Annotated in this window: 15 protein-coding genes; 2 read left to right on the top strand and 13 right to left on the bottom strand. The window is 58.7% G+C overall.

Annotation, left to right across the window (positions count from 1 at the left end):
* The first annotated feature begins 260 nt into the window (after positions 1-260).
* Together JJD66_RS04075 and JJD66_RS04070 are read left to right on the top strand one after the other, a co-directional pair.
* A complete protein-coding gene (locus tag JJD66_RS04075; protein WP_034126275.1) occupies positions 261-1,844 on the top strand; it encodes a peptide chain release factor 3 in 1,584 nt (527 codons plus the stop codon).
* A gap of 226 nt (positions 1,845-2,070) precedes the next feature.
* The gene (locus JJD66_RS04070; protein ID WP_198715996.1) at positions 2,071-2,325 is read left to right on the top strand and encodes a hypothetical protein; all 255 of its coding nucleotides are present in this window, start codon (positions 2,071-2,073) and stop codon (positions 2,323-2,325) included.
* An 83-nt stretch (positions 2,326-2,408) separates the two neighbouring features.
* Here JJD66_RS04070 and JJD66_RS04065 read toward each other — a convergent pair whose 3' ends face one another.
* From JJD66_RS04065 to JJD66_RS04005, 13 genes are all read right to left on the bottom strand, one after another.
* Positions 2,409-4,667: a TonB-dependent siderophore receptor gene (locus JJD66_RS04065; RefSeq protein WP_200647619.1), complete on the bottom strand. Its 2,259-nt coding sequence runs from the start codon at positions 4,665-4,667 to the stop codon at positions 2,409-2,411.
* 317 nt (positions 4,668-4,984) lie between these two features.
* Entirely contained in the window at positions 4,985-5,956 is a 972-nt protein-coding gene (locus JJD66_RS04060) for a peptide ABC transporter ATP-binding protein (protein WP_003188483.1), read from the bottom strand.
* Positions 5,956-6,924, bottom strand: a complete 969-nt coding sequence (locus tag JJD66_RS04055; protein WP_105225760.1) for an ABC transporter ATP-binding protein — start codon at positions 6,922-6,924, stop codon at positions 5,956-5,958. The genes JJD66_RS04060 and JJD66_RS04055 overlap by 1 nt, the downstream gene beginning before the upstream one ends.
* A gap of 10 nt (positions 6,925-6,934) precedes the next feature.
* Positions 6,935-7,846, bottom strand: a complete 912-nt coding sequence (locus tag JJD66_RS04050; protein WP_003188486.1) for an ABC transporter permease subunit — start codon at positions 7,844-7,846, stop codon at positions 6,935-6,937.
* A 10-nt stretch (positions 7,847-7,856) separates the two neighbouring features.
* Entirely contained in the window at positions 7,857-8,867 is a 1,011-nt protein-coding gene (locus tag JJD66_RS04045) for an ABC transporter permease subunit (RefSeq protein WP_003171721.1), read from the bottom strand.
* Between the two features lie 75 nt (positions 8,868-8,942).
* Positions 8,943-10,541 (bottom strand): ABC transporter substrate-binding protein, encoded by a 1,599-nt coding sequence (locus tag JJD66_RS04040; RefSeq protein ID WP_105225761.1) that lies wholly within the window; start codon positions 10,539-10,541, stop codon positions 8,943-8,945.
* Positions 10,542-10,621: 80 nt separating this feature from the next.
* Positions 10,622-12,016 carry an OprD family outer membrane porin gene (locus tag JJD66_RS04035; protein ID WP_089041380.1) on the bottom strand — a complete coding sequence of 465 codons (1,395 nt, stop codon included), beginning with the start codon at positions 12,014-12,016 and terminating at the stop codon, positions 10,622-10,624.
* A gap of 171 nt (positions 12,017-12,187) precedes the next feature.
* On the bottom strand, positions 12,188-13,732 hold the full coding sequence (locus JJD66_RS04030) for an ABC transporter substrate-binding protein (RefSeq protein ID WP_430459295.1): 1,545 nt from the start codon (positions 13,730-13,732) through the stop codon (positions 12,188-12,190).
* Positions 13,733-14,097: 365 nt separating this feature from the next.
* Positions 14,098-15,726 (bottom strand): ABC transporter substrate-binding protein, encoded by a 1,629-nt coding sequence (locus JJD66_RS04025; RefSeq protein ID WP_034126282.1) that lies wholly within the window; start codon positions 15,724-15,726, stop codon positions 14,098-14,100.
* Between the two features lie 258 nt (positions 15,727-15,984).
* Entirely contained in the window at positions 15,985-17,586 is a 1,602-nt protein-coding gene (locus JJD66_RS04020; RefSeq protein ID WP_200647617.1) for an ABC transporter substrate-binding protein, read from the bottom strand.
* A gap of 97 nt (positions 17,587-17,683) precedes the next feature.
* Positions 17,684-21,028, bottom strand: coding sequence for a dermonecrotic toxin domain-containing protein (locus JJD66_RS04015; RefSeq protein WP_200647616.1), 3,345 nt, complete (start codon positions 21,026-21,028; stop codon positions 17,684-17,686).
* 184 nt (positions 21,029-21,212) lie between these two features.
* Positions 21,213-21,926, bottom strand: a complete 714-nt coding sequence (locus JJD66_RS04010) for an SIMPL domain-containing protein (RefSeq protein ID WP_198715654.1) — start codon at positions 21,924-21,926, stop codon at positions 21,213-21,215.
* Positions 21,927-22,051: 125 nt separating this feature from the next.
* Positions 22,052-24,499: a dermonecrotic toxin domain-containing protein gene (locus tag JJD66_RS04005; protein ID WP_200647615.1), complete on the bottom strand. Its 2,448-nt coding sequence runs from the start codon at positions 24,497-24,499 to the stop codon at positions 22,052-22,054.
* Positions 24,500-24,520 lie beyond the last annotated feature (21 nt).

The raw sequence follows: 24,520 nt of genomic DNA, 5'->3' as shown, positions 1-24,520 counted from the left end.
ATGAGTTCGCGAAAAGCAGCTCGCCGATACTGGCCATGCAGTATGCGATCGAGCCATAAGCGCAGCCTCGTCAGGCTAACTTGCTGATTTTTCAGCCCCTGTTCCGAGTGCGGTAGCAGGGGAGTGGACGTCTCGACCTTTTAAAAGGTTCCACACTTGGGCGCATTTAGCCACCCCCAATGGGCTCAACGGTGGTCCGTACCCTCGCGTTTGCGCTATACTCGCCGCCCTTTTTTGACTCACCTGCCAGGCGATTTCCCATGACCCACCAGGCCGCCGAAGTCGCGAAACGCCGCACTTTCGCCATTATTTCCCACCCCGATGCCGGTAAAACCACCATCACCGAAAAGCTGTTGCTGATGGGCAAGGCGATCGCGGTAGCCGGCACGGTGAAATCGCGCAAATCCGACCGCCATGCCACCTCCGACTGGATGGAAATGGAAAAGCAACGGGGTATTTCCATTACCACGTCGGTCATGCAGTTCCCCTATCGCGAGCACATGATCAACCTGCTCGACACCCCAGGGCACGAAGACTTCTCCGAAGATACCTACCGCACCCTCACCGCGGTGGACTCGGCGCTGATGGTCCTCGACGGCGGTAAAGGCGTCGAGCCACGTACCATTGCGCTGATGGACGTGTGCCGTCTGCGTGACACGCCGATTGTCAGTTTCATCAACAAACTCGACCGCGATATCCGCGACCCCATCGAGCTGCTGGATGAAATCGAAGCCGTCCTGAAGATCAAGGCCGCGCCGATCACTTGGCCGATTGGTTGCTACCGCGACTTCAAGGGCGTGTACCACCTGGCCGACGACTACATCATTGTCTACACCGCTGGCCACGGTCATGAACGCACCGAAACCAAGATCATTGAAAAGCTCGACTCCGACGAAGCCCGCGCCCACTTGGGTGACGAGTACGACCGTTTCGTCGACCAGTTGGAACTGGTGCAGGGCGCCTGCCATGAGTTCAACCAGCAAGAGTTCCTCGACGGTCAGTTGACCCCGGTGTTCTTCGGTACCGCCCTGGGCAACTTCGGCGTCGACCACGTACTGGACGCCGTCGTGGACTGGGCCCCGCGCCCGCTGGCCCGCGTCGCCAACGAGCGCACCGTGGAACCGGTGGAAGAGAAATTCACCGGCTTCGTGTTCAAGATCCAGGCGAACATGGACCCCAAGCACCGCGACCGTATCGCCTTCATGCGTATCTGCTCCGGCCGCTACGAAAAAGGCATGAAGATGCGCCACGTGCGCACCGGCAAGGACGTACGCATCGGCGACGCCCTGACGTTCTTCTCCTCCGAGCGTGAACAGCTCGAAGAAGCCTACGCCGGCGACATCATCGGTTTGCATAACCACGGCACCATCCAGATCGGCGACACCTTCACCGAAGGCGAGGCGCTGGGCTTCACCGGTATCCCGCATTTCGCCCCGGAACTGTTCCGCCGCGTGCGCCTGCGTGACCCGCTCAAGTCCAAGCAATTGCGCCAAGGCTTGCAGCAATTGGCCGAAGAGGGCGCCACCCAGGTGTTCTTCCCCGAGCGCAGCAACGACATCATCCTCGGCGCCGTGGGTGTGCTGCAGTTCGACGTGGTCGCCAGCCGCTTGAAAGAGGAATACAAGGTGGAGTGCTCCTACGAGCCGATCACGGTGTATTCGGCGCGCTGGATTGATTGCAGCGATAAGAAGAAGTTGGAAGAGTTCTCCAACAAGGCCGTGGAAAACCTGGCGATCGACGGCGGTGGTCACCTGACCTACCTGGCACCGACCCGGGTGAACCTGGCGCTGATGGAAGAGCGTTGGCCGGATGTGAAATTCCGTGCGACCCGCGAACACCACTAAGGTTTGAGCGGTTCAGAGAATGTGGGAGGGGGCTTGCCCCCGATAGCGGTGTGTCAGCCAGTGTATTGGGCTCTGACACTCCGCAATCGGGGGCAGGCCCCCTCCCACATTTTGACCTCCAAAAGGCTGGGGATTGGCGGTAATCCGGCATCGCGACTAGCGTAAACGCTGGTGGCAGTTAATGACTGCCGTGCGGGGCCCATTTACTGACTGGACGGAATCGACCATGAGTATTTTTCAACGCGTAGTGCTGTTGATGAAAGTGCTGGTGCTGTTGTCATTGGGGATGTCGACGGCTTGGGCGCATAACCCGGTGCATGGCTCAGCGATGGTGACGAGTAGCCAGGGCTCGGACTTGCAGTTGGCCAAGTCCGAAGCGGAACCCGGCGATAAAGGCCAAGGTGGCGCTGAGGGGGATGATGACTCGACCACCGAAGAGCCCGACAGCGACGACGCAGACGAAGGCGATAGCCAGACGTAGGCTCGCCCAGCAATGTAAAGCGCTTCAAACAATGCCTTGGATGGGGTTTCCAAGGCATTGTTATTACTGGCCGCCCACTTTCCTCAGAACGAAGTGGTCACCGACGCGAAGTAAGCACGGCCCGGCTCATTGTAAGTCTGCGCGCCCGCATCCTCGGCGTTGCCTTTGCGCGACAGGCGCTTGTCCAGCAGGTTGTTGATGCCCACCCGCACGCTAAGGTTTTTGCTGAACTCATAGCCGCTGCTCAGGCCCATCAACCCGTACGGGTCGACGTCCTGCTGGGCGCCGTGATCGTAACTGCTGGCGCTGCGTGAGTTGAGCGTCGGTGCTTCTTGTTTGCCGTAATAGGTGCCGCTGACCTGGAATGACAGCTTGTCAGTGGCTTGCCAGTCCAGCGTGGTGTTGACGGTGTACTTGGGGATGATGCTCAAGGGCTCGCCGGTGTCTTTGTCCTTGGAGTCGATCATATAGGTCAGGTTGGTGTTCAAGTCCAAGTCATCGCGCAGGCTGACGAACAGGTTGCCTTCAACGCCCTGTACCAAGGCTGGGCCGCTGTTTTCCCACTCCAATACACGTCGGCCGTTGCCCAGACGGAACGCCGCCTCGTTACTGGCGTTGATCTTGTTCTTGTAGTCATTACGGAAATACGTCGCACTGGTGCGCCAGGTGCCTTTGTCGAAAGCCAGGCCGATTTCCTTGTTGACGCTGATTTCCGGCTTCAGGTCCCGGTTGCCCACCAGGTAGCAACCGCCCATGTTGGCTTCGCTGGCGTTGCAGCCATTACCGCGGCTGTAGAGCAAGTAGTTCGGGTTGGACTGGTACAGGTTGGGGGTTTTGTAGGCGCGGGCAATGCCGCCCTTGATGCTCAGTTCGTCGGTCAATTGGTGCGAGGCATTGAAGCTGGGGCTCCAGTTGCCGCCGTATTCCTCATGATCGTCGAAGCGCAAGCCAGGCGTGATGACGGTTTTGCTGCCCAACTCGATGTTGTCCTCGGCAAACAAGGCGTAGCTCGAGGCGGTGGTCTTGGTGCTGTTGCGGCTGACGCCCGGGATGGCGGGTACGCCGCCGGTGCCCGGGTCATAGCTTTGCGGGCGCAACGAGCCTGGGTCGTTCATCGACTCGTAGAGGTATTCGCTGCCCAGGGTCAGCACCTGTTCGGCACCGACGCTCAGGGGCAGGTTGACCTCGGCAGTGGCCCGGGTGTTGCGCAAGCGCGACTCGAAACGACCAGCACTGGCGGAGGGCGCGCCTTCGCCGGAACCGGCCAGGCCTTCGTTGAGACGTTCGTTGCGGGTCAGGTCGTGGGTCAACGAGGCCAGGGTCGAACCCCAATCGAATTCGCCGCGGTGCGTGGCTGAAAAGCTGCTGCGCTGAATCACACTGGTTTCCTTGCCCACCAGGCTTTCCACGAATGCGCCACCGCCGTTGAGCATGGTGTCGCCGGCGAAAATATTGCCTTGGCGGCTGTAGCTGGCTTCCAGGTCCAGGGTTTGCTCAGGAGTGAACTGCCAGCTCAGCAAACCATTCACGTCTTTATTGCGCACGCCTTCGCGGCCGGCCACCAGCGAGTCCGGGGTCGCCTGCGCTGCGCGGTTGATATCGGCGTCGTCGGCGTCGGTCTTGCTCAGGCCGCCATAGACGCGGAACGCCAGGGTGTCGGTCAACGGGCCGCTGAGGTTGAAGTTGGTGCGTTTGCTCGCGCCTTCGGCATCGTTTTCGGGGAAGGCGGTGTAGGCGGTCAGCGAGCCGTGCAGTTGGTCGGTGGGGCGTTTGGTGATGATGTTGATCACCCCGCCCATGGCGCCGGAGCCATAACGGGCAGCAGCCGGGCCGCGCAGGATTTCAATGCGTTCGACTTCTTCGGCCGGTACCCAGTTGGTTTCGCCACGGGTATCACGGTCGCCACTCCAGCCATAACGCACGGCGTTGCGCGAGGTAGAGGGTTTGCCATCGATCAAAATCAGGGTGTTTTCCGGGCCCATGCCCCGCAGATCGATCTGACGGTTATTGCCACGGCTGCCGCTGGAACTGTTGCCGGTCAGGTTCACGCCCGGCTCGCGACGGATGATCTCCGACAGGTCGTTGGTGGGCGGGCGCTTCTTGATGTCTTCGGCGGTGATGATCGACACGCCGGGCGCTTGCTTGAGTTCTTCGGCGGCGGTGCCCAGCACGCGCGTCTCGCCCAGCACCAGGGCTTGGCGCGTGCCGTCCACAGGCAGGTCTGTCGCTTCGATCGGCACCTTGTCGCGTTCTTTTTCCACACTCTGCGCCAGCAGCGCGGGGGACGAAAGGGTAGCGATAAACGCCAACGATAGATGGCTGAGCCTGAATTGAGACGACATGTCCACAAAGTCCTTTAGGAGGGGCGATTGAACGAGAGGCGTCTGAATTTTTTCGTGCATCCAGCGCTCTCCATGCGCTGTAATGGTATTGATTCTCAAACAGAAGTAAATTGCATTTACAATCTATACACTTTCCTTAAGGCTCTGCCTCAATGTTTTCAAGGCTGTCGGCTGTGAAGGGCGCGGTTTAATCGGTATGTTCTTTGTTACAAACGAGCAAAAAAAAGCCCCTCCGGCCAGACTGATGCGCAATCTGGCGGGAAGGGCGATGGAACTCATTGAAACCGCGGCCCCTGTAGGAGCGAGGTTGTGTTGCTTCAGGCCACGAATTGCTCCGCGTAGTGGCAAGCCACCTGCCGGTTATCCAAAGGACGCAACAGCGGCTCCTCGCTGCTGCACCGCGCGGTCGCATACGGGCAACGCTTGTGGAACGCGCAGCCAGGCGGCGGGTTCAGTGGGTTGGGCAGTTCGCCGACGATCTTGATCTTCGGCTTGCTCGGGTCCGGGTGAATGGTCGGCGTGGCCGACAGCAGCGCCTGGGTGTAAGGGTGCAGCGGGCGTGCGTAGATGTCTTCCTTGGGGCCCACCTCAACCGGGCGGCCGAGGTACATCACCATCACATCGTCAGCCACGTGCTGCACCACCGCCAGGTTGTGGGAAATGAACACGTAGGCGGTGTTGAATTCCTGCTGCAAATCCATGAACAGGTTGAGCACCTGGGCCTGGATCGACACGTCCAGCGCCGAGGTCGGTTCGTCTGCCACCAGCACCTTGGGTTGCAGCATCATGGCGCGGGCCAACGCGATGCGCTGGCGCTGGCCGCCGGAGAACATGTGCGGGTAGCGCTGATAATGCTCAGGGCGCAGGCCCACTTGCTTCATCATCGCCTGCACTTTCTCGCGGCGTTCGGCGGCGGACAGGTTGGTGTTGATCAGCAGCGGTTCGGCCAGTTGATCACCGACTTTCTGGCGTGGGTTCAGCGAGGCATAGGGGCTCTGGAACACCATCTGCACGTCTTTGCGCAATTGCTTGCGCTGGGCCTTGTCGGCGCCGGCCACTTCTTGCCCGGCGATTTTCAACGAGCCCGACGAGGGCTCTTCAATCAGCGTGAGGGCGCGGGCCAGGGTGGATTTGCCACAGCCCGACTCGCCTACCACGGCGAGGGTTTTGCCGGCTTCCAACTCAAAAGACACACCATTAAGGGCGCGCACGGTGGCGTGGCCCTTGAACAGGCCACGGGACACTTCGTAGTGACGGGTGAGGTCGCGGGCGGTAAGTACGACGGCCATTACGCCACCTCCTGGTTCAGCGGGTAGAAGCAGCGGGCAAGGCTGTTGCTTTTCGGATCAAGGCCCGGCCGCTGGGCGCGACAGGAGTCCTGCACGTAGGGGCAGCGCGGCGACAGCAGGCAACCCTGCGGACGGTCGTAGCGGCCGGGCACGATGCCCGGCAACGTGGCCAGGCGCGTAGCACCGAGGCTGTGCTCGGGAATGGCCTTGAGCAACGCTTCGCTGTACGGGTGTGCCGGAATGTCGAACAGCTGCGGCACCTGGCCGACTTCCACCGCCTGGCCTGCGTACATCACGCACACGCGCTGGGCGGTTTCGGCAACCACCGCGAGGTCGTGAGTGATCAGCACCAGGCCCATGTTCTGCTCTTTTTGCAGGGCCAGCAGCAGTTCCATGATCTGCGCCTGGATGGTCACGTCCAACGCAGTGGTCGGTTCATCGGCGATCAGCAACTTGGGCTCGCCGGCAATCGCCATGGCGATTGCCACGCGTTGGCTCATACCACCGGACAATTGATGCGGGTAGGCATCCATACGGCTGGCAGCGCCTGGGATCTCGACCTTTTCCAGCAGCTCGATGGCGCGTTTGCGTGCTTGTTTGCCGGACATTTTCAGGTGCAGGCGCAGCACTTCTTCGATCTGGAAACCCACGGTGTAGCTGGGGTTCAACGCGGTCATCGGGTCCTGGAACACCATCGCCAGGTCTTTGCCGACGATCTGACGGCGCTGGCGGTTGCTCAACTTGAGCATGTCCTTGCCGTCGAAACTCAGGGCATCGGCAGTGACGATGCCGGGATGCTCGATCAGGCCCATCAGCGCCATCATGGTCACGGATTTACCCGAACCCGACTCGCCAACAATCGCCAGGACTTCGCCTTTGTCGACGGAAATGTCGAGGCCATCGACCACCGGCACGGCGGTCTTGTCGCCGAAACGCACGTTGAGATTCTTGATTTCTAACAGTGACATGGGAATCTCCTCAGGCGGCGTTCTTGAGTTTCGGGTCCAGCGCATCGCGCAGGCCGTCACCCATCAAGTTGATTGCCAGCACGCTGAGCAAAATGGTCAAGCCAGGCAGGCTCACGACCCACCAGGCGCGTTCGATGTAGTCTCGGGCCGAAGCCAGCATGGTGCCCCACTCAGGGGTTGGCGGTTGTACGCCAAGGCCGAGGAAGCCCAGGGCCGCGGCATCGAGAATCGCCGAGGAAAAGCTCAAGGTCGCTTGTACGATCAGCGGTGCCATGCAGTTAGGCAGCACGGTGATGAACATCAGGCGTGGCAGGCCGGCGCCAGCGAGGCGGGCGGCAGTCACGTAGTCGCGGTTCAGTTCGCCCATCACGGCGGCGCGGGTCAGGCGCACATAGGATGGCAACGACACGATGGCGATGGCGATCACAGTGTTGATCAGGCCAGGGCCGAGGATGGCGACAATCGCCACGGCCAGCAGCAGCGATGGCAGGGCCAGCATGATGTCCATCAGACGCATGATGGTTGGGCCGAGCAAGCGCGGGAAGAACCCGGCGAACAGGCCCAGCAGGATACCCGGGATCAGCGACATAACCACCGACGACAAACCGATCAGCAACGATAGACGCGAGCCCTGGATCAGGCGCGAGAGCAAGTCACGGCCCAGTTCGTCGGTGCCCAGCAGAAATTGCATTTGCCCGCCCTCCAACCACGCCGGTGGTGTGAGCAGGAAGTCACGGTATTGCTCGCTGGGGTTATGCGGTGCAACCCACGGGGCGAAGATCGCGCAGAACACGATCAGCAACATGAACAGCAGGCCGGCGACCGCGCCTTTGTTCTTGGAGAAGGCTTGCCAGAATTCTTTGTACGGGGACGGGTACAGCAGGCTCTGATCGACTGCTGACACTTGAGTAGGTGTGGTCATGGTCATGATCTCAGCGCTGGTGACGGATGCGTGGGTTGGCGAAGCCGTAGAGGATATCCACCACGAAGTTCACCAGGATCACCAGGCAGGCGATCAGCAGAATGCCGTTTTGCACCACCGGGTAGTCCCGCGCGCCAATGGCTTCGATCAGCCATTTGCCGATGCCGGGCCACGAGAAGATGGTTTCGGTCAGTACCGCACCGGCCAGCAGCGTGCCGACCTGCAGGCCGACCACGGTGAGCACCGGAATCAGTGCGTTACGCAGGCCGTGCACGAACACTACGCGGGCTGGCGACAGGCCCTTGGCCTTGGCGGTACGGATGTAGTCCTCACGCAGCACTTCGAGCATCGACGAACGGGTCATGCGCGCGATCACCGCCAGCGGGATGGTGCCGAGCACGATGGCGGGCAGGATCAGGTGGTGCAACGCATCCCAGAAAGCGTCCGGCTCGTCGGCCAGCAGGGTGTCGATCAGCATGAAGCCGGTGCGCGGCTCGATGTCATAGAGCAGGTCGATACGTCCGGATACCGGGGTCCAGCCCAGGCTTACCGAGAAGAACATGATCAGGATCAGGCCCCACCAGAAGATTGGCATCGAATACCCCGCCAGGGAGATGCCCATCACCCCATGGTCGAACAGGGATCCTCGCTTGAGTGCCGCGATCACCCCGGCCAACAGGCCCAGGATACCGGCGAACAACAGCGCGGCCATGGACAGCTCCAGGGTCGCGGGGAAAAGGGCGGTGAACTCGGTCCACACGCTGGTGCGGGTGCGCAGCGATTCGCCAAGGTCGCCCTGGGCGAGCTTGCCGACATAGTCCAGGTATTGCGCATACAGCGGCTTGTTAAGGCCAAGGCGCTCCATTGCCTGTGCGTGCATTTCGGGGTCAACCCGTCGCTCGCCCATCATGACTTCTACGGGGTCGCCTGGAATCATGCGAATCAACGCAAAGGTCAGCAACGTGATGCCGAAGAACGTGGGGATCAATAACCCCAGTCGGCGGGCAATAAAACTAAACATCTTGGTGTGTACCTCAATCAGCCGGTTAGGCAGGTCCGGCACCGTCAATGTCGACGGTGCCGAGCGTTTTTCTTATTACTTCACCTGGGTGGTGGCGAAGTTATTGGTGGTCAGAGGGCTTTGGGTATAACCCTCGACGTTCTTGCGCATGGCGGTAAACATTTTCGGGTAGGCCATGGGAATCCACGGTTGGTCCTTCTCGAAAACGGCCAAAGCTTGTTCATAGAGTGCAGCGCGTTCGGCGGGTTCAGCGTCGGCGCGGGCCTTGTCGATCAAGTCTTGAAACTCTTTGTTACACCAGCGGGCGTAGTTTTCGCCGTTTTTCGCTGCATCGCAACTCAGGTTAGGGGTGAGGAAGTTATCCGGGTCGCCGTTATCCCCGGCCCAACCGGCAGAAACCATGTCGTGCTCGCCAGCTTTGGCGCGCTTGAGCATTTCGCCCCATTCCATGACCTTGATATTGACCTTCAGGCCGATCTGGGCCAGATCCGCTTGCATGCGCTGGGCACCGAGCATCGGGTTAGGGTTGGTCGGGCCGCCGCCGTTGCGGGTGAACAGGGTGAATTCGGTGCCTTCCGGCACGCCGGCTTCCTTGAGCAGGGCGCGGGCCTTGTCCAGGTCACGCTCCGGGTTTTTCAGCTTGTCGCTGAAACCCAGCAGGGTCGGCGGGTACGGCCCGGTGGCATCGACGGCGTTGCCTTTGCCGTACAGCGATTCGTTGTAGCCCTTCTTATCGAAGGCAATATTGATCGCGTGACGTACCCGCGCATCGCTCATGTACTTGTGGGTGGTATTCATGGCGGTGTAGCTGGTGGTCATCGCCGCCAGTTCCGCCACTTTCAGGTTGGGATCAGCCTTGGCGCTGGGTACGTCATCGGGCTTGGGATACAGCGCGATCTGGCATTCGTTGGCCTTGAGCTTTTGCAGGCGCACATTGCTATCGGTGGTGATTGCCAGAATAAGCGGGTCGGCCGGCGGCTTGCCACGGAAGTACTCCGGGTTGGCCTTGAAACGCACCTGGGCGTCTTTTGCGTAGCGGTTGAAGATGAACGGCCCGGTGCCGATTGGCTTGGCGTTCAGATCATCGGTCTTGCCGGACTTGAGCAATTGGTCGGCATATTCGGCGGAGTGAATCGAGGAAAACGCCATGGCCAGGTCAGCCAGGAAGGGAGCTTCAGGACGAGTCAGGGTAAAGACAACCGTGTGATCGTCGGTTTTCTCTACGCTCTTGAGCAGTTCCTTGAAGCCCATGCTTTCGAAGTACGGGTAGCCCACGTTGGACTTGTTATGCCACGGGTGATTCGGGTCCAGCTGGCGCTGGAAGCTCCAAAGCACATCATCGGCATTCAGGTTGCGCGTGGGTTTGAAATAGTCGGTGGTGTGGAACTTGATGTCGTCACGCAGGTGGAAGGTGTAGGTCAGGCCATCGGCGCTGATTTCCGGCAGGTCTTTGGCCAGGGCAGGGACCACTTCAGTGGTGCCGGGCTTGAAGTCCACCAGGCGGTTGAACATGGTTTCAGCGGCGGCGTCAGCAGTCACAGCAGTGGTGTACAGGACCGGGTCGAAACCTTCCGGGCTGGCTTCGGTGCAGACCACCAGCGGTTTGGCCGAAACGCCGATCGCCACGCTCAACAGCGCAGCGGCCATGGCGGCTTGTAGTGGGAGCATTTTCATTCAGAGCCCTCTGCAATCGATGGAGCCAGAAAAGCGTAGGCGGCGGGCTCGTCCTGAGCTCGCCGCCTGCCTGGCGCTAATTAAAGGATGTTGAACGGGATGGTGGTAACCAGACGGAACTCTTTGATGCTGCCGTCGGACTGGAACTCGCTGCCACGGTGCTCAACATAGGTTGCGCGCACGGTGGTGGCTTTGAGCGGGCCGCTCTGCAGCGCGTAAGAGGCGCCTACACCGTATTCCTGGTGCTTCTCGCCGTCCTGGGACTGGATGCCGTCATAAGCAAACTTGGCCCGGCCATTGTTGCCGGTGTAGTGGGTACCGTCGATGTCCCAGCCGCGTGCCGAGTAAGCGTTGAACTTCAGGCCGGGTACGCCGTATTCAGCCATGTTGATGGCATAGGCGATCTGGAAGGATTTCTCGTTCGGGCCGTTGAAGTCAGACGTCAGGGAGTTGGCCAGGTAGATACCGTTGGTTTCGTGCAGGTAGTCGAAGTACTCGTTACCGTTCACTTGCTGGTAGCCGAAGGTCAGGCTGTGTGCCTGGTGAGTCAGGCCCAGGGAGAGGGAGAAGGTATCGTTGTCGATTTCCCCCATCTCTTTTTTGCCTTCATCGACAGTCTTGTAGTAGTTGAAGCCGGTGGTCAGGCCCAACTGCTGCGCGTCGCCCAGCTCGTGGGTGGCGCCGAAGTAGTACTGGTTCCAGAAGTCCTTCACGTTGGCGGCGAAGAAGCTGGTTTTCAGGCTTTTCAGCGGCTGGTAGTTCACACCCAGGGTCGACACTTTGTCGGTTTCTGCGCCATTGCCGTACTCGCTACGGAATTTCGACAGGCTCTGCTCGCTACGTGGCGAAACGCGGTCGAACACGCCGCCCTGGAACGACAGGTTGCTGAACTCTTCGCTGTTGAAGCTCACACCCTGGAAGCTCGAAGGCAGAGCACGGTTGCCGATGGTGTCGACGATGCCGCTGCTGAAGTTCTGGCGACCGGCGGTCAGTGTGGTGTTGGACACGCGGAATTGCACGTTGGCCAGGCCCAGTTTGCTCCACTGGTCTACGGCGTCACCGTTGGAGTCGGCCAGGGTACGGTTGGAGCCGCCTTTGATATCACGCTTGCTGCGATCCAGCACCAGGGCGTTGTACACCGCCACTTCAGTCTTGACCCCTACGGTGCCCTGGGTGAAACCCGAGCTGGCGTTGAGGATGGTGCCCTGCACCCAGTTGGTACGGTTGCGATCGGTCAGGGTCTGGCCGTGCTTCTGGTACGAGAAGGTGCCCCCACGGTATTTGCTTTCATGGGAGTACCAGTTACGCGTGGTGCCGCCCAGGCTGAAATCTTCGATAAAGCCTTTGGCCTCGCTTTGGGCGCTGGTGCCGGCCAGGGTGGTAGGAACGAAGTCCTGGCTTTGCGTTTCAGCGTAGGCGGTGGCCGTGATGCTGCTGATGGCCAAGGCCAGAAGCGCTTTGCTGCTCAGTTTCATGGGTGAAGCTCCTTTGGTTCTCTTTTTTAATGCCGGTCTTTTTGGGTGATCCGGCTATTGGGTGTGGAACTCGTTCAAGCTATTGCAAACGTTTGGCGTAGGAAATTTCCCAACAAAAGCCTGCACGTTTGCCGGGGAGCGTATTTCGCTCCCCGCCATCCGGTTATTTTCTTATGGGTTGATGCTGACGCCCGAGAACACGTTGCGGCCGAAGGGGCTTACCTTGAAGCCTTCGACTTTGGCGCTTAACGGCTGGTTGACCGTCGAGTGGGCGATGGGCGTGATCGGCACCTGCTGCTTGAGCAGTTGCTGCGCCTGTTTGTACAGAACAGTCCTTTGTTCGCGGTCGGTCACGACCTTGGCTTGCTTGATCAGCTTGTCGTACGCCGGGTCGCACCACATGGAGTAGTTGTTCCCGCCGATGGCGTCGCAGCTGTAGAGGGTGCCGAGCCAGTTGTCCGGGTCACCGTTGTCGCCGGTCCAACCGATCAGGCTGACATCGTGCTCACCGTTCTTGGTGCGCTTGATGTACTCGCCCCATTCATAGCTGACGATCTTGACCTTGAGGCCGATCTTGGCCCAGTCGTTCTGCAGCATTTCCGCCATCAGCTTGGCGTTGGGGTTGTACGGGCGTTGCACTGGCATGGCCCACAAGGTGATCTCGGTGCCTTCCTTGACCCCGGCGGCCTTGAGCAACTGCTTGGCTTTTTCCGGGTCGTAGGCGGCGTCCTTGATGCTGTCGTCGTAGGACCACTGCGTCGGCGGCATGGCGTTGACCGCCAGTTGCCCGGCGCCCTGGTACACAGCATTGAGGATGCTCTGCTTGTTCACCGCCATGTCCAGCGCCTGGCGTACTTCAAGCTGATCGAATGGCTTGTGGCGCACGTTGTAGGAGATATAGCCCAGGTTAAAGCCCGGCTTGGTCAGCAGTTGCAGGTTCGGGTCGGCCTTGAGGGCCTCGACATCGGCAGGGCGTGGATGCAAGGTCACCTGGCATTCGCCGGCCTTGAGCTTCTGTACGCGTACCGAGGCGTCGGTGTTGATGGCGAAGATCAGTTGGTCCAGCTTGACGCGGCTCGGGTCCCAGTACTGCTTGTTGCCCACGTAGCGGATCTGCGAGTCTTTCTGGTAGCGCTGGAACACGAACGGGCCAGTCCCGATCGGCTTCTGGTTGATGTCGCTGGGCCGGCCTTGCTTGAGCAACTGCTCGGCGTATTCCGCCGAAAGGATCGCGGCAAAGCTCATGGCGATGTTCTGCACGAACGCGGCGTCGACCGTGTTCAGCGTCATCACCACGGTGTACGGGTCGGTTTTCTCGACCTTGGCGATGTTCTTGTTCAGGCTCATCCCGTTGAAGTACGGAAACTCGGTGGGGTAGGCCTTGCGGAACGGGTGCTCGGGGTCAAGCATGCGGTTGAAGGTGAACAGCACGTCGTCGGCGTTGAAGTCCCGTGTCGGCTTGAATTCCTTGTTGCTGTGGAACTTCACCCCTTCACGTAGGTGGAAGGTGTAGGTCAGGCCATCCGGGGAAATGTCCCACTTGGTTGCCAGCCCAGGGACGACGTCGGTCGCGCCCTTTTCGAACTCCACCAAACGGTTATACAAAGGCTCCGCCGCATCGTTGTCGGTAGCGGTGGTGTATTGCGCAGTGTCAAACCCTGCCGGGCTGCCTTCGGAGCAGAACACCAGGCTCTTCTTCTCGGCGGCTTGGCCCATGGTGGCCACGGCCAGCAGGCTGGTGGCAAACAGAGCGGATACAACGGTGGTATGGCGCATGACGATCCCGGTCCTTGTTTGTAGTTATCAACAGCGAGCCTTCCTGCTGGCTTACAGCCAGGCAGGCATCACTGATCCCACACACAGCAAGTGCCCTTCCCAGAGTGATGCCTCTGCTGTCCTACGACCTTATGGGGCGCTGACCTTGCAGTAAATGCGTCAATTCTGACTGACCTTGTAGGCAACGGAGGCACGGGTCGCAGTTCATTGCTGTAAGACGGCAACGCTTGCAAACGTAGTCTGTTTCCTAAGGTCCAGGCGGATGGAATAACGGCGACGTTAGGAAACGTCGCCGTTATTGATCCTTACTTGCCGCTGACGCTAACGCCGTAGAAGGAGTTCAAGCCAAACGGGCTGATCTTGAAGTCCTGCACGGTATTACGCATGGGTTGATACACCGTCGAGTGCGCGATAGGTGTCATCGGGACTGCATCTTTGAGGATATGTTGCGCCTGCTTATACAGCTCGGTGCGTTTGGCGACATCCGAAGTGGCCTTGGCTTCTTTAACGATGCCGTCGAATTTCTTGTCGCACCATTTGGAGAAGTTGTTGCCCGACAGCGAGTCGCAGCCGAACAGCACGTTCAGCCAGTTGTCCGGGTCACCATTGTCGCCGCTCCAGCCAATGATCATGGCCTGGTTCTCGCCGCCTTTGGAGCGCTTGATGTACTCGCCCCACTCGTAGCTGACGATGTTGACCTTCAGGCCGATCTGTTTCCAGTCGTTCTGCAGCATCTCGGCCATCAACTTGGCGTTGGGGTTGTAGGGGCGCTGGACCGGCATGGCCCACAGGGTGATCTCGGTGCCTTCCTTGACGCCAGCGGCCTTGAGCAATTCCTTGGCCTTGGCAGGATCGTACTTGGCATCCTTGATGGTGGTGTCATAGGACCACTGGGTCGGCGGCATGGCGTTGACCGCCAGTTGGCCGGCACCCTGGTACACGGAGTCGATGATCTGCTGCTTGTTCACCGACATGTCCAGGGCTTCACGGACGCGCAGGTCAGCCAGCGGGTTCGCGGCGGTCTGGCCCTTGAGTACAGGCATGACGTTATAGGCGATGTAGCCCAGGTTGAAACCGGCCTGGTGCGGCAGTTTCAGGTCCTTGTCCTCACCCAGCGCCTTGAGGTCGGCCGGACGTGGGAACAGGGTGATCTGGCATTCGTTTTTCTTGAGTTTCTGGATACGCACCGACGGGTCGGTGGTGATAGCGAAGATCAGGTTATCGATCTTCACGTCTTCAGGTTTCCAGTAGTCCTTGTTGCCGGTGTAGCGAATGTTCGAGTCTTTCTGGTAGCTCTTGAACACGAACGGGCCAGTGCCGACCGGCTTCTGGTTGATGTCGGCAGGCTTGCCTTCCTTCAACAACTGCGCAGCGTATTCGGCGGACTGGATCGAGGCGAAGCTCATGGCCAGGTTCTGGATGAACGCGGCGTCCACGGTGCCAAGGGTGAACTTGACGGTGTGGTCATCGATTTTCTCGATGTTCTTGATGTTGGTGTCCATCCCCATGTCCGTGAAGTACGGGAATTCGGTGGGGTAGGCCTTACGGAATGGATCGTCTTTATTGATCATCCGGTTGAAGGTGAACAGTACGTCGTCAGCCGAAAATTCACGAGTTGGCTTGAAGTACGGGGTGGTATGGAACTTGACGCCTTCGCGAAGGTGGAAGGTGTACGTCAGGCCATCCGGGGACACGTCCCAGCTAGTGGCCAGGCCAGGAACGACGGCGGTGCCGCCACGTTCGAACTGGCTCAGGCGGTTGAACATGGTTTCGGCCGAGGCATCGAAGTCTGTTCCGGTGGTGTACTGGCCTGGATCAAAACCGGCCGGGCTCCCTTCGGAGCAGAACACCAGGTTAGTTGCCGCAAGGGCTACGGGGGCTGCGGCCATAAGGCCAGCGCTCACTAATAACGGAAGGACTGCGTGTTTAAGCATGTTGGCCTCATGATTTGTTGTCATTTTTGGTGGTGAGGGCGACCTCGTGAGTCGGCCTGCGGATACTTATGCAGGCGCCATACCCAATGCAAGATGCAGAGCGGTTGCAAAGGGAAAACTGTGGTACGAACGTACAGGAATGTCGCAATTATGAAAGTTTCGACACAAAAGTGCCTGTTTGGAGGGTTTTTTCGGTGCAAATGGCGCACCAAAAAAGCCCAGCCGAGGCGTCTAGCGCACTCGGTTGGGGCGCGGCTGTTACTTATCTAGACCCACACCGTAGAACGGCGTTAGCCCAAACGGGCTGATCTTGAAGTCACGCACTTGCTTGCGCATAGGCTGGAAAACCGTCGAGTTCGCAATAGGCGTTATAGGTACTTGTTCCTTAAGGATTTTCTGTGCCTGCTGATACCACTTGATGCGCTGCTCGCGGTCGCTGCTGACCTTGGCTTGCTGCACCAGCTTGTCATAGGCCGGGTTACACCATTTGGCGTAGTTGCTGCCTTTGACCGCAGCACAACTGTAGAGCACGCCCAGCCAGTTATCGGGGTCGCCGTTGTCGCCGGTCCAGCCATAAATCATTGCATCGTGTTCGCCATTTTTGGCGCGCTTGATGTATTCGCCCCACTCATAGCTGACGATGTTGGCCTTGATGCCGACCTTGGCCCAATCCTGTTGAATCATTTGTGCAGACATCCGCGCATTCGGATTTGAGGCGCGTTGTACGGTCATTGCCCAAAGGTTGATGGTGGTACCTGGTGCAACCCCTGCTTCTTTTAGTAGCAACCTTGCCTTGGTCGGGTCGTAGGGGGCGTCCTGGATTTTCGGGTCATAAGACCACTGCGCGGGAGGCAGTGCGTTCTGCGCCAATTGCCCGGCGCCCTGGTACACGGCCTTGATGATTGCGGGCTTGTCGATGGCCATGTCCAGTGCCTGGCGAACCTTGAGTTGATCCAGCGGCGGGTGAGTCACGTTATAGGCCAGGAAGCCCAGGTTGAAGCCCGCTTGTTGCAGTACGCGCAGGTTGGGGTCTTGCTTCATCACCTCGATATCGGCGGGGCGCGGGTAACCGCTGACCTGGCATTCGCCCGCCTTGAGTTTCTGCAGGCGCGCGGCGGCGTCCGGGGTGATGGCGAACACCAGGTTATCGAGCTTCACATCCTCGGGTTTCCAATACTGTTTATTGGCCACATAACGGATCTGCGAGTCTTTCTGGTAGCGCTTGAACACAAACGGCCCGGTGCCGACCGGTTGCTGGTTGATCTGCTCCGCCTTGCCTTGTTTCAACAACTGGGTGGCGTATTCAGCCGATTGCACAGAGGCGAAGCTCATGGCCAGGTTTTGCACGAACGAAGCATCGACCGTGTTCAGGTTGAACCGCACGCTGTACTCGTCGAGTTTTTCAACGTTCTTGATCGTGGTGTTCAAGCCCATGTCGGCGAAGTAGGGCGACTCTGAGGGGTAGGCCTTGCGAAACGGGCTGTCGGCATCGAGCAGGCGATTAAAAGTGAACAGCACGTCATCGGCGTTGAAGTCGCGAGTCGGGGTGAAGAAGTCGGTGGTATGGAACTTGACGCCTTCACGCAGGTGAAAGGTGTAGGTCAGGCCATCCTTGGAAACATCCCAGCTGGTGGCCAGGCCAGGTTCGACTTCGGTACCGCCGCGCTTGAACTGGGTCAGGCGGTTGAACACGGTTTCGGCGGACGCATCGAAATCGGTGCCGCTGGTGTACTGGCTGGGGTCGAAGCCGGCGGGGCTGGCTTCGGAGCAGTAGACCAGGGTGGTGGCGGCCTGGGTCATTGGTATAAAGGCCAGAAGGCTTGCGGCGAGGAGCAGTGGCTTGACGGCGATTTTTTCCATGGAGACCCCTGAGGCGGCGGGCATCTTAAAGCAGCCCAAACAAAAACGGCGGTCACCGAGGTTACCGCCGTTCAGCTGGCTTAGGTAGGGGATACCTTTATGCGGGGGATACTTCTATACGGGTGGGGGCCGATTTATCGATTGTAACGGGCGGGCCGTCTATTTCATTACTTTCACGAAGGGTGAAAGTCCGAGTGGCTGTTATGTTCACGTCATCGACGAGGGTGGACTCACCTCTAACATCATATTTCAGGTGCCATTGGGTGACTATTGTGACCTCGGTCTCATTTTTTAGAGGGTTGTAGTCGATGAAGTACTGCCGGTTGCCAACGCTGCTGCTATAACCGTCTTTCACTCGCGGAGGTTGCAATTCAAACCACGCAGGAGCGGAAGATCCTTGATGAGCAACCTCTGAAATTGCCGCTCGCATGTCAGGATTGGGCACGGTGCGCTCAAATGTATCGATCCCGTCCCTTACCATACCCTCACGAATTGACCCTCCTAAGTCATCTGGGATGGTCATTCCTGCTAGCTGCCGGGGTACGTTGATCTCAACGTTCTCCAGGCCAGGGCGTCTTATTGTGTAAGGGTTCCGGTCGATGTCTTTGATAAAGTATTCGGAGTAATTGCTGCTACCAAACGAGGAGGGGGAGGCTGTTTCCGATGCAAGTACGGTGAAATCCGCGCTGTCTGCTGTCCAGGAAAAGACAGGACGATTTTCTAAAATACCGTTATTTTCCCTGAAAGTGACGCCATATTTATAGTTCGCTTGCTCTGCAACGTTGAAATACTTGTCGAATAGGTCAGCGCCTTTCATTTTGGTGCCGTCTAACTCAATAAAATTATCCGATACATGTGCAGGCGTTTTTAAATCGTTACTGGGTGTCGGGGACTCAGGACGTTGCCACGGCCACGGCCATTTTATCCCGCCATCGCCCGGTGCCCGGGCCCACTCTCCATTACGCCCGGGTGTGATGACCATCAGCCCCGCGCCGTTATCGTGGTTGATGACTCTGGCAAATGCATCGCCGGTCCGGTAACGCCCCGATATCTCAAATACCTTGCTCGCCCCCGTCTCATCGGTAAGGCGCACGAACTGGCGCAACGCTCCCTGGCTGTCGGTTACTCGATAAACACCCAACGCGTCGCGAGGCGCGTTCTTTATCAGTTGTTCACCCTCCGGGACGGCATATTGCGCCATTGGAATGAGTGAACGGGATCTGGGGAGTGGGGCGTTAATGGAGTCGATAACCGCAGGGGTGCCTGTGGACGGCCCAGGTTGTGGTTCGCGAGCGTTTGCCCTGGGGAGGGGCTGGGGCTTAAGGCTCGGTAGTTCTCTTTCTGCGGGCAGTGCAAAAGGGTCTTCCGGCACAGCACTGGCACCGTAGGAAAACACTGTATTGAGTAAGCCATCGAACGCTTTGGAGGCGCCCTCATCCCGCTCTGTCACGGTGTCGCCAGACGAGGTTTTTTCTGCCCCTAGCGCCACCTCGGTCAACCCGGCCGCCACCGCTGCGGCGGCTACGGGCGCGGCGATGGGCGCGAGTTTGACCAGCAGGCCGGCGGCTACGGTGATGTCGTTCAGCCAGGTATCGCGAATCTCCTCGCTGTTGGACTTGATGACCACATCGGCGTCACTGTTCATCCGCTCTGTGGCGGCCGTCGCCAATGTGGAAAAAACGTCGTCTTTAATGGCAGCGTGGCTGCGGTCAATCGCTGACCCCTTCAACTCACCACTGGCCATTTTCGCCAAGAGGGTGTCCAGGCCATCCTTCTTTTCGCCCACATGGGTGAACCACAGAATGGGCATCAGTACTTTTGCCGCGCGTTCAGCAAAGCTCTTGGTCTGGTCCTGGCGATAGATCATCGGGAAGTGAGCCGCCAGTGCTTCTCGTTTTGCAGGGTCCTTGGCTTGCTCGAGCAGCCACTGATCCAGCTTCTCAATAGAATCAAAGCGCAAGAATGCGGGTTCGGCGCCCGGTATATAGAGCACTTGCCGGCCACCGTCCGCAGCGCTGAATCTCACTATATCGCTGGACGTAACCCCGTGGAGGCTCAGGGCATGCGCTTGAACGTTGCCGTTTGCCGGTGCTTTGGCCTTGAGTTGTTCCACGGTGATCGGGGCGTTTTCATCGAGCGTAAGGTTGGACACAGCCCCCATCACCAAACGGTAGTCGTCACGGGTGAACTGGTGCTCGGGCGCTTGCAAGGAACGTTCAAGAGGGGGTCTGCTCTCGGCGCTTTTCAATTGCTTGCGGGCCTGGAAGATGAATTCACCTTTGATCGTCGTCTCATACTCGTCGTTATGCGTGCTCCAGAAATGGTCGATCTTCTGGGTCATTTGGGTCTGAAAGTCGGTTTTCCAGCTTTCATGCATCACTTGGGAGGGCTTGAGGTCGATTTGATTGTGTTTGCCGTAGCCGCCTTTTTCGCTTTGGCCAGCAGGCTGGGTATACAGCCCCGCTTCCAGGTCCAGGTTGCCGGGCACCCAGTCGTGCTCGGAGAAGTTCTTCAGCAAGGCGTCGGGCAAGCGCAGCGAAGACCAGGGTTCTTGAAAGGTGTGTTCCCAGCCGGTCGCCGTGTCTGCGCTTTCGCCACCTTTGAAACGGTTCAAGTACACGGTGTCGGAGTCGATAGGTTTGCCCGTGAGTTTGAGCAGCAGGTCATCCGCCCACTTTTTGGCCTCTGCCCGCGTGTTGGGCAGGTTGTCGGCGACGTCAACGGCCAGGCGCTTGTAAGCCAAGGCTTGTGGTGCGGTGCTGTAGTAGTTGGCGGCGTTGTGTTTTTGCACCTGCAGCGCCTGTGGCGAGCGGCTGCTGGCAGGGCGCAAGCGGTCATCGGCGGGGATAGGATCGAAGGTGTCTTTGTGTTCCAGGTGCCTTATTTGTGTTCGAGCCTGTGACAGCTTTTGGGGAAGGGGCACACCTTCAAAGTTGGCCACCACTTTTGCGCTGACCTTGATGGAGTCCTTGCCCAGCCTCACACGTAAATCACCGTTATTTCCAGGGGCGATAACTTTTGCGGCGTCCAGCAATGGTCCTGAAATTTGTCCCCAGCCTGATGAATCCGAGAGATGGAAGGTTTTAGTTTTGCCCTCGACCTTGGCGGACAAGGTACCTGTAGACGGGTTGATTGAAAGCAAGGTGTCCGGGGCGAAGTGTTGTTCCTGCAGCCAGCCTTGTACCACGGCGTTTTCCAAATGCATGCGATACAGCCCAAGCCACTGGCCCAGAGTGCTCTGGGGCGGCACGGTTATAAGCCCGGCATTGCCGTGTAACACCTTACGTTGTGCGGCCTCGAGATAGGCCTTGAGCAGTGCTGTTTCGTCGGGTTGGGCGGTTTTTGCAGTGGGCGGTGTCGCCTGCGCTTGAATGGCCGACGTCGGTTTGGCGACTACGAGTGGCAGCGATAACCTGTGGGTTGAGTTGAGTGACAGGGACATAAATTCGGCTCTCATTGTATGAATAATTGCCAGCACATCCCTCCCTGGTAGCTATGGCAGTAATGAGTCGTAGAGGCCGGGCACTTGATTCCTGCGAGATGTACTGCTGGATATGACGTGGCGCAAACGCGCAAAAAAAAGGCGCAAGCCCCGTGGGGTTGCGCCGTTGTCCTGTCTAAAAAAGTTACTGTAAAACTTCGATCACGCCGTCGGCGCTCATGTTGACCTGGCTGGTGCCGGCTTCCACTTCAGGCGTCGGTGCTGAATCGGCCATGGCGGCTTTCATCATCATGCCGCCATTGCGGGCGTAGGGCATCGGGTAGCCATTGGTGTTGAAGTTCAGGTTGACGATCTTGTAGCCCTTGCCACCGAGTGCATCGGTAGCCAGTTGCGCACGCGCCTTGAATGCAGCCACGGCATCTTTGAGCAGCGCATCTTCGCTGGCCTTGCGCGTGGCATCGGCGATGGCGAAGTCCATGCTGTCCATCTTCAGAGTGTTGAGCAGCTCGCCGGTAAGTTTGGACAGTGCCGGGAAGTCCGCGCTTTCCATACGCAGTTCTGCACGTTCGCGCCAGCCAGTGATCTTCTGGTTCTTGCTGTCGTAGATCGGGTAGCTGTTGCGGCTGCCCTGGCGCAAGGTCACGCCTTTGACTTCGCGAGCCTGGCCCAGCGCCTGGTTCAGGGTGGTGGTGATTTCGGCCGCGAGCTTGGCCGGGTCGGCGTTTTGCGATTCGGTGTAAAGGGTGACGATCATCTTGTCGCGGGCCACTTCCTGGCTGACTTCGGCGCGCAGGGAGATCTGGTTGTAATGCAATGCATCGGCGGCCATGGCCGGCAGGCTGGCCAGGGCGCTGGCGCTGAGGGTGAGAACAACTGCACTGCGAGTGAAACGAGACATGGAAGCTCCTGGGGATATTCGTGTTCGGTAAGACTGTAGACGTAGCCTTGGGGTTCGTCGGGTTTACCCAATACAAATAAATTTCAGCGTGGCGTGCGCTACCCTCACGCCACGCGAGGACCCTGTTACAGGGTGGCCCCTTTTGGAGTAAACGTCACAGGCTTGTAGCTGAAATTCCACCATTTGAACGGGTGATCGAAAATCGAATACGGGTTAGTCTTCACCGGCTTGAATTCTTTACCCGAAACGCCATCGTCGGGACTGGGATGATCGAAGGTTACAGGGGGTTTGCCACTTTCGTAGATTGTCTGGTTATCTCCCAGGATCTCTTCAGGGGAGTATCTGGCAGTCAGTTCACCTACATAGCCTTTCACTGGGCGTCCGGTGAGTCGCTGAAATTGAGCGGCGAAGGAGTTCTCGCCCTGCGCCCCGGAGTAACAGCTCAGAATGCGAATATTGTCATAGCTCTCCGGGAAGATGCCATTGCGCTTGAGCGTGTTGTACAACCCCTGCGGGGTGTGTCTGCCGCCTTTGTAATAAATATGGGTGCCATCGCCGTGGCCAATGATGTTGAGGCGATGCTCCAGACCATTTTTATTCATGTCGGTGAAAATGTGCAGGTTGTCTTCGACTTTGACCAGGTTATCCTTGGTGCCCGTGAGGGTGACCAACTTACCGTCCGTCGACAGTGTTTCGGAGACCGGCGCCACAGGTTCCGATTCGGGGAGTAAGGAGGCAAAGTTATTGTCGACGTTAAGGTCGACCGAGGGCTTGCCCGGATGGGCATCAGTCACTGGCTGCCCAACGGGGCGTTGCGAACTGGCCGAGGCCCCTTCTTCCACCACTGTACCGGCCTGGGACAGCACGCGTGTGGCTACAGGCAGCGCGGCATTGAGCACGCCAAAAATCAAATGACCGACGCCGCCGGGTTTGCCCTTGGCCAAATCGTCGGCGCCAATGCCTGCTTCGGTGATACCCGAGGCGATGTACAGCCCATCCAACGCCAAAGCCACTTCGGGCACGGCGATGGCCACCGGGGCAAAGAGCATCGCGATCATGGCTGCCTTGCTGAGGCCAGACAGGATATTGGCTTTGGTGACGTCGGCATCGGAGGTGATCTGCGACTTGGCGTCGTCGAACGACCGATCGTACTGGCGTTGGCCGATCTGTTGAAAGACATCGGCGGTGGCGTCGATATCAGGGCCGGTATTTGAACGCCCGGTGGCGTTGAAGCGCTGGAGGCTCAAGGTCGTTGCAGGAGGCCAGGTACGGTGGTGCGCATATTTGGGCCACACGGCCATCCCTTTGAGCATTTCACGCACGCCGCTTTTGAACGGGCCGCTGTTCAAGTCCTTGAAGGTGAAGTGTCCTTCCAGTGCCTTGAGTTTTTCCGGGTCTGCGGCCTGGCTCGCCAACCACTGCTTCATTTGCTCTACGCTGTCAAAAGCGTGGATTGGCGAAGAGTTGCCCGGGATGACCAGCAGTGTGCGGTTGATCGGTTTGCCATCGGCACCCTGGCGGGTGTTTTTGTCGGTGATCACCATCAGGTCGGTGGATTTGTATTGCCCTACGCTCAACAGGCCTACGTCTAGTCCAGGATCGGGCCGCGTCGGGCGTGTGAGGTCGTTGAACAGCGTATCGGCCCAGGCCAGGGTGTTGCCAGGCAGCCCCGCTGCGCGCAGGACCAGTTGTTTGTCTTCCTGCGTCAGGCTGCCCTCCTGATGTTGCGAGTGTGCAGCTTTGACGAGTGCCGCCTTGGCCACAATAGGGTATTGACGGTCGTGCTTGTCCCAGAAGTCGTTAAGGAACTCGATGTAGGGGCGCTGGAAGTCGGTGGCCCAGACTTGCTCCTTGAAGTCCTTTGGCGACACGGACAGCTGGGTTGAAGGCGCATAGACCTGCGGGGTGCCGGGCGTGGAGGCGGTATAAATGCCTTGGTAGGTGTGGGTAATGTGGGCCGACTCGCGATTGGGGTTGAATCGGTCGGCGAAGTCGAATACGCCTGGTGCAATATGGGGCAGGTGATCGACCAGCCTCACTGCTGGGCCGCCGGCATAATGAGGAACCAGCGCCCCTCTTCCTTCGGGCGTGGTCTGGCTGTTTTTTACCAGGGCGTCCGTCAGCGTAATCTGTTCGACCAGCTTGGCCGGGTAGGGCGGCTTGCCGGTAGTGTTGTAATTGAAAGTCGTCAGATACGTTCTGTCAGGGTCGATGTCCAGGTTCCACTTGTCTTTGAACAGTTGCTTGACCGTCTGCGCGGCATCTTGCGTTACCGACTTGAAGGCCAAGGCCAGGTTCTCGGCATTGCTGGCGCTGTCGATATTGATCCCCACATCCACGGGTACAATTGTTTTGTCATGGGCTCCCACCGTCTTGCCGGGATCGTGGTTCACGCTGACGAGTTCGTAACCGTCACCACCGTTATTGGATAAATCCCTGCGCACGCTTTCCACGAGGTATTGCTCGTTGTTTGGGCTCTGGTCTATCGCACGTCGCTGGCGGCTAAGAGTGGCACCTGATGGCGGTTCAGCGGTGTAGGGCCTTTGAGTGGGGAGTGCGTTATTCATCTGCATGAAAGCGTTCCTGAGTGGCGA

The sequence above is a fragment of the Pseudomonas sp. MF6751 genome (assembly GCF_016613265.1).
GTDB classification, from domain to species: domain Bacteria; phylum Pseudomonadota; class Gammaproteobacteria; order Pseudomonadales; family Pseudomonadaceae; genus Aquipseudomonas; species Aquipseudomonas fluorescens_BV.
Note: the sequence above shows the minus strand (reverse complement) of the source record. Positions and strands in the feature narration are given on the sequence as shown.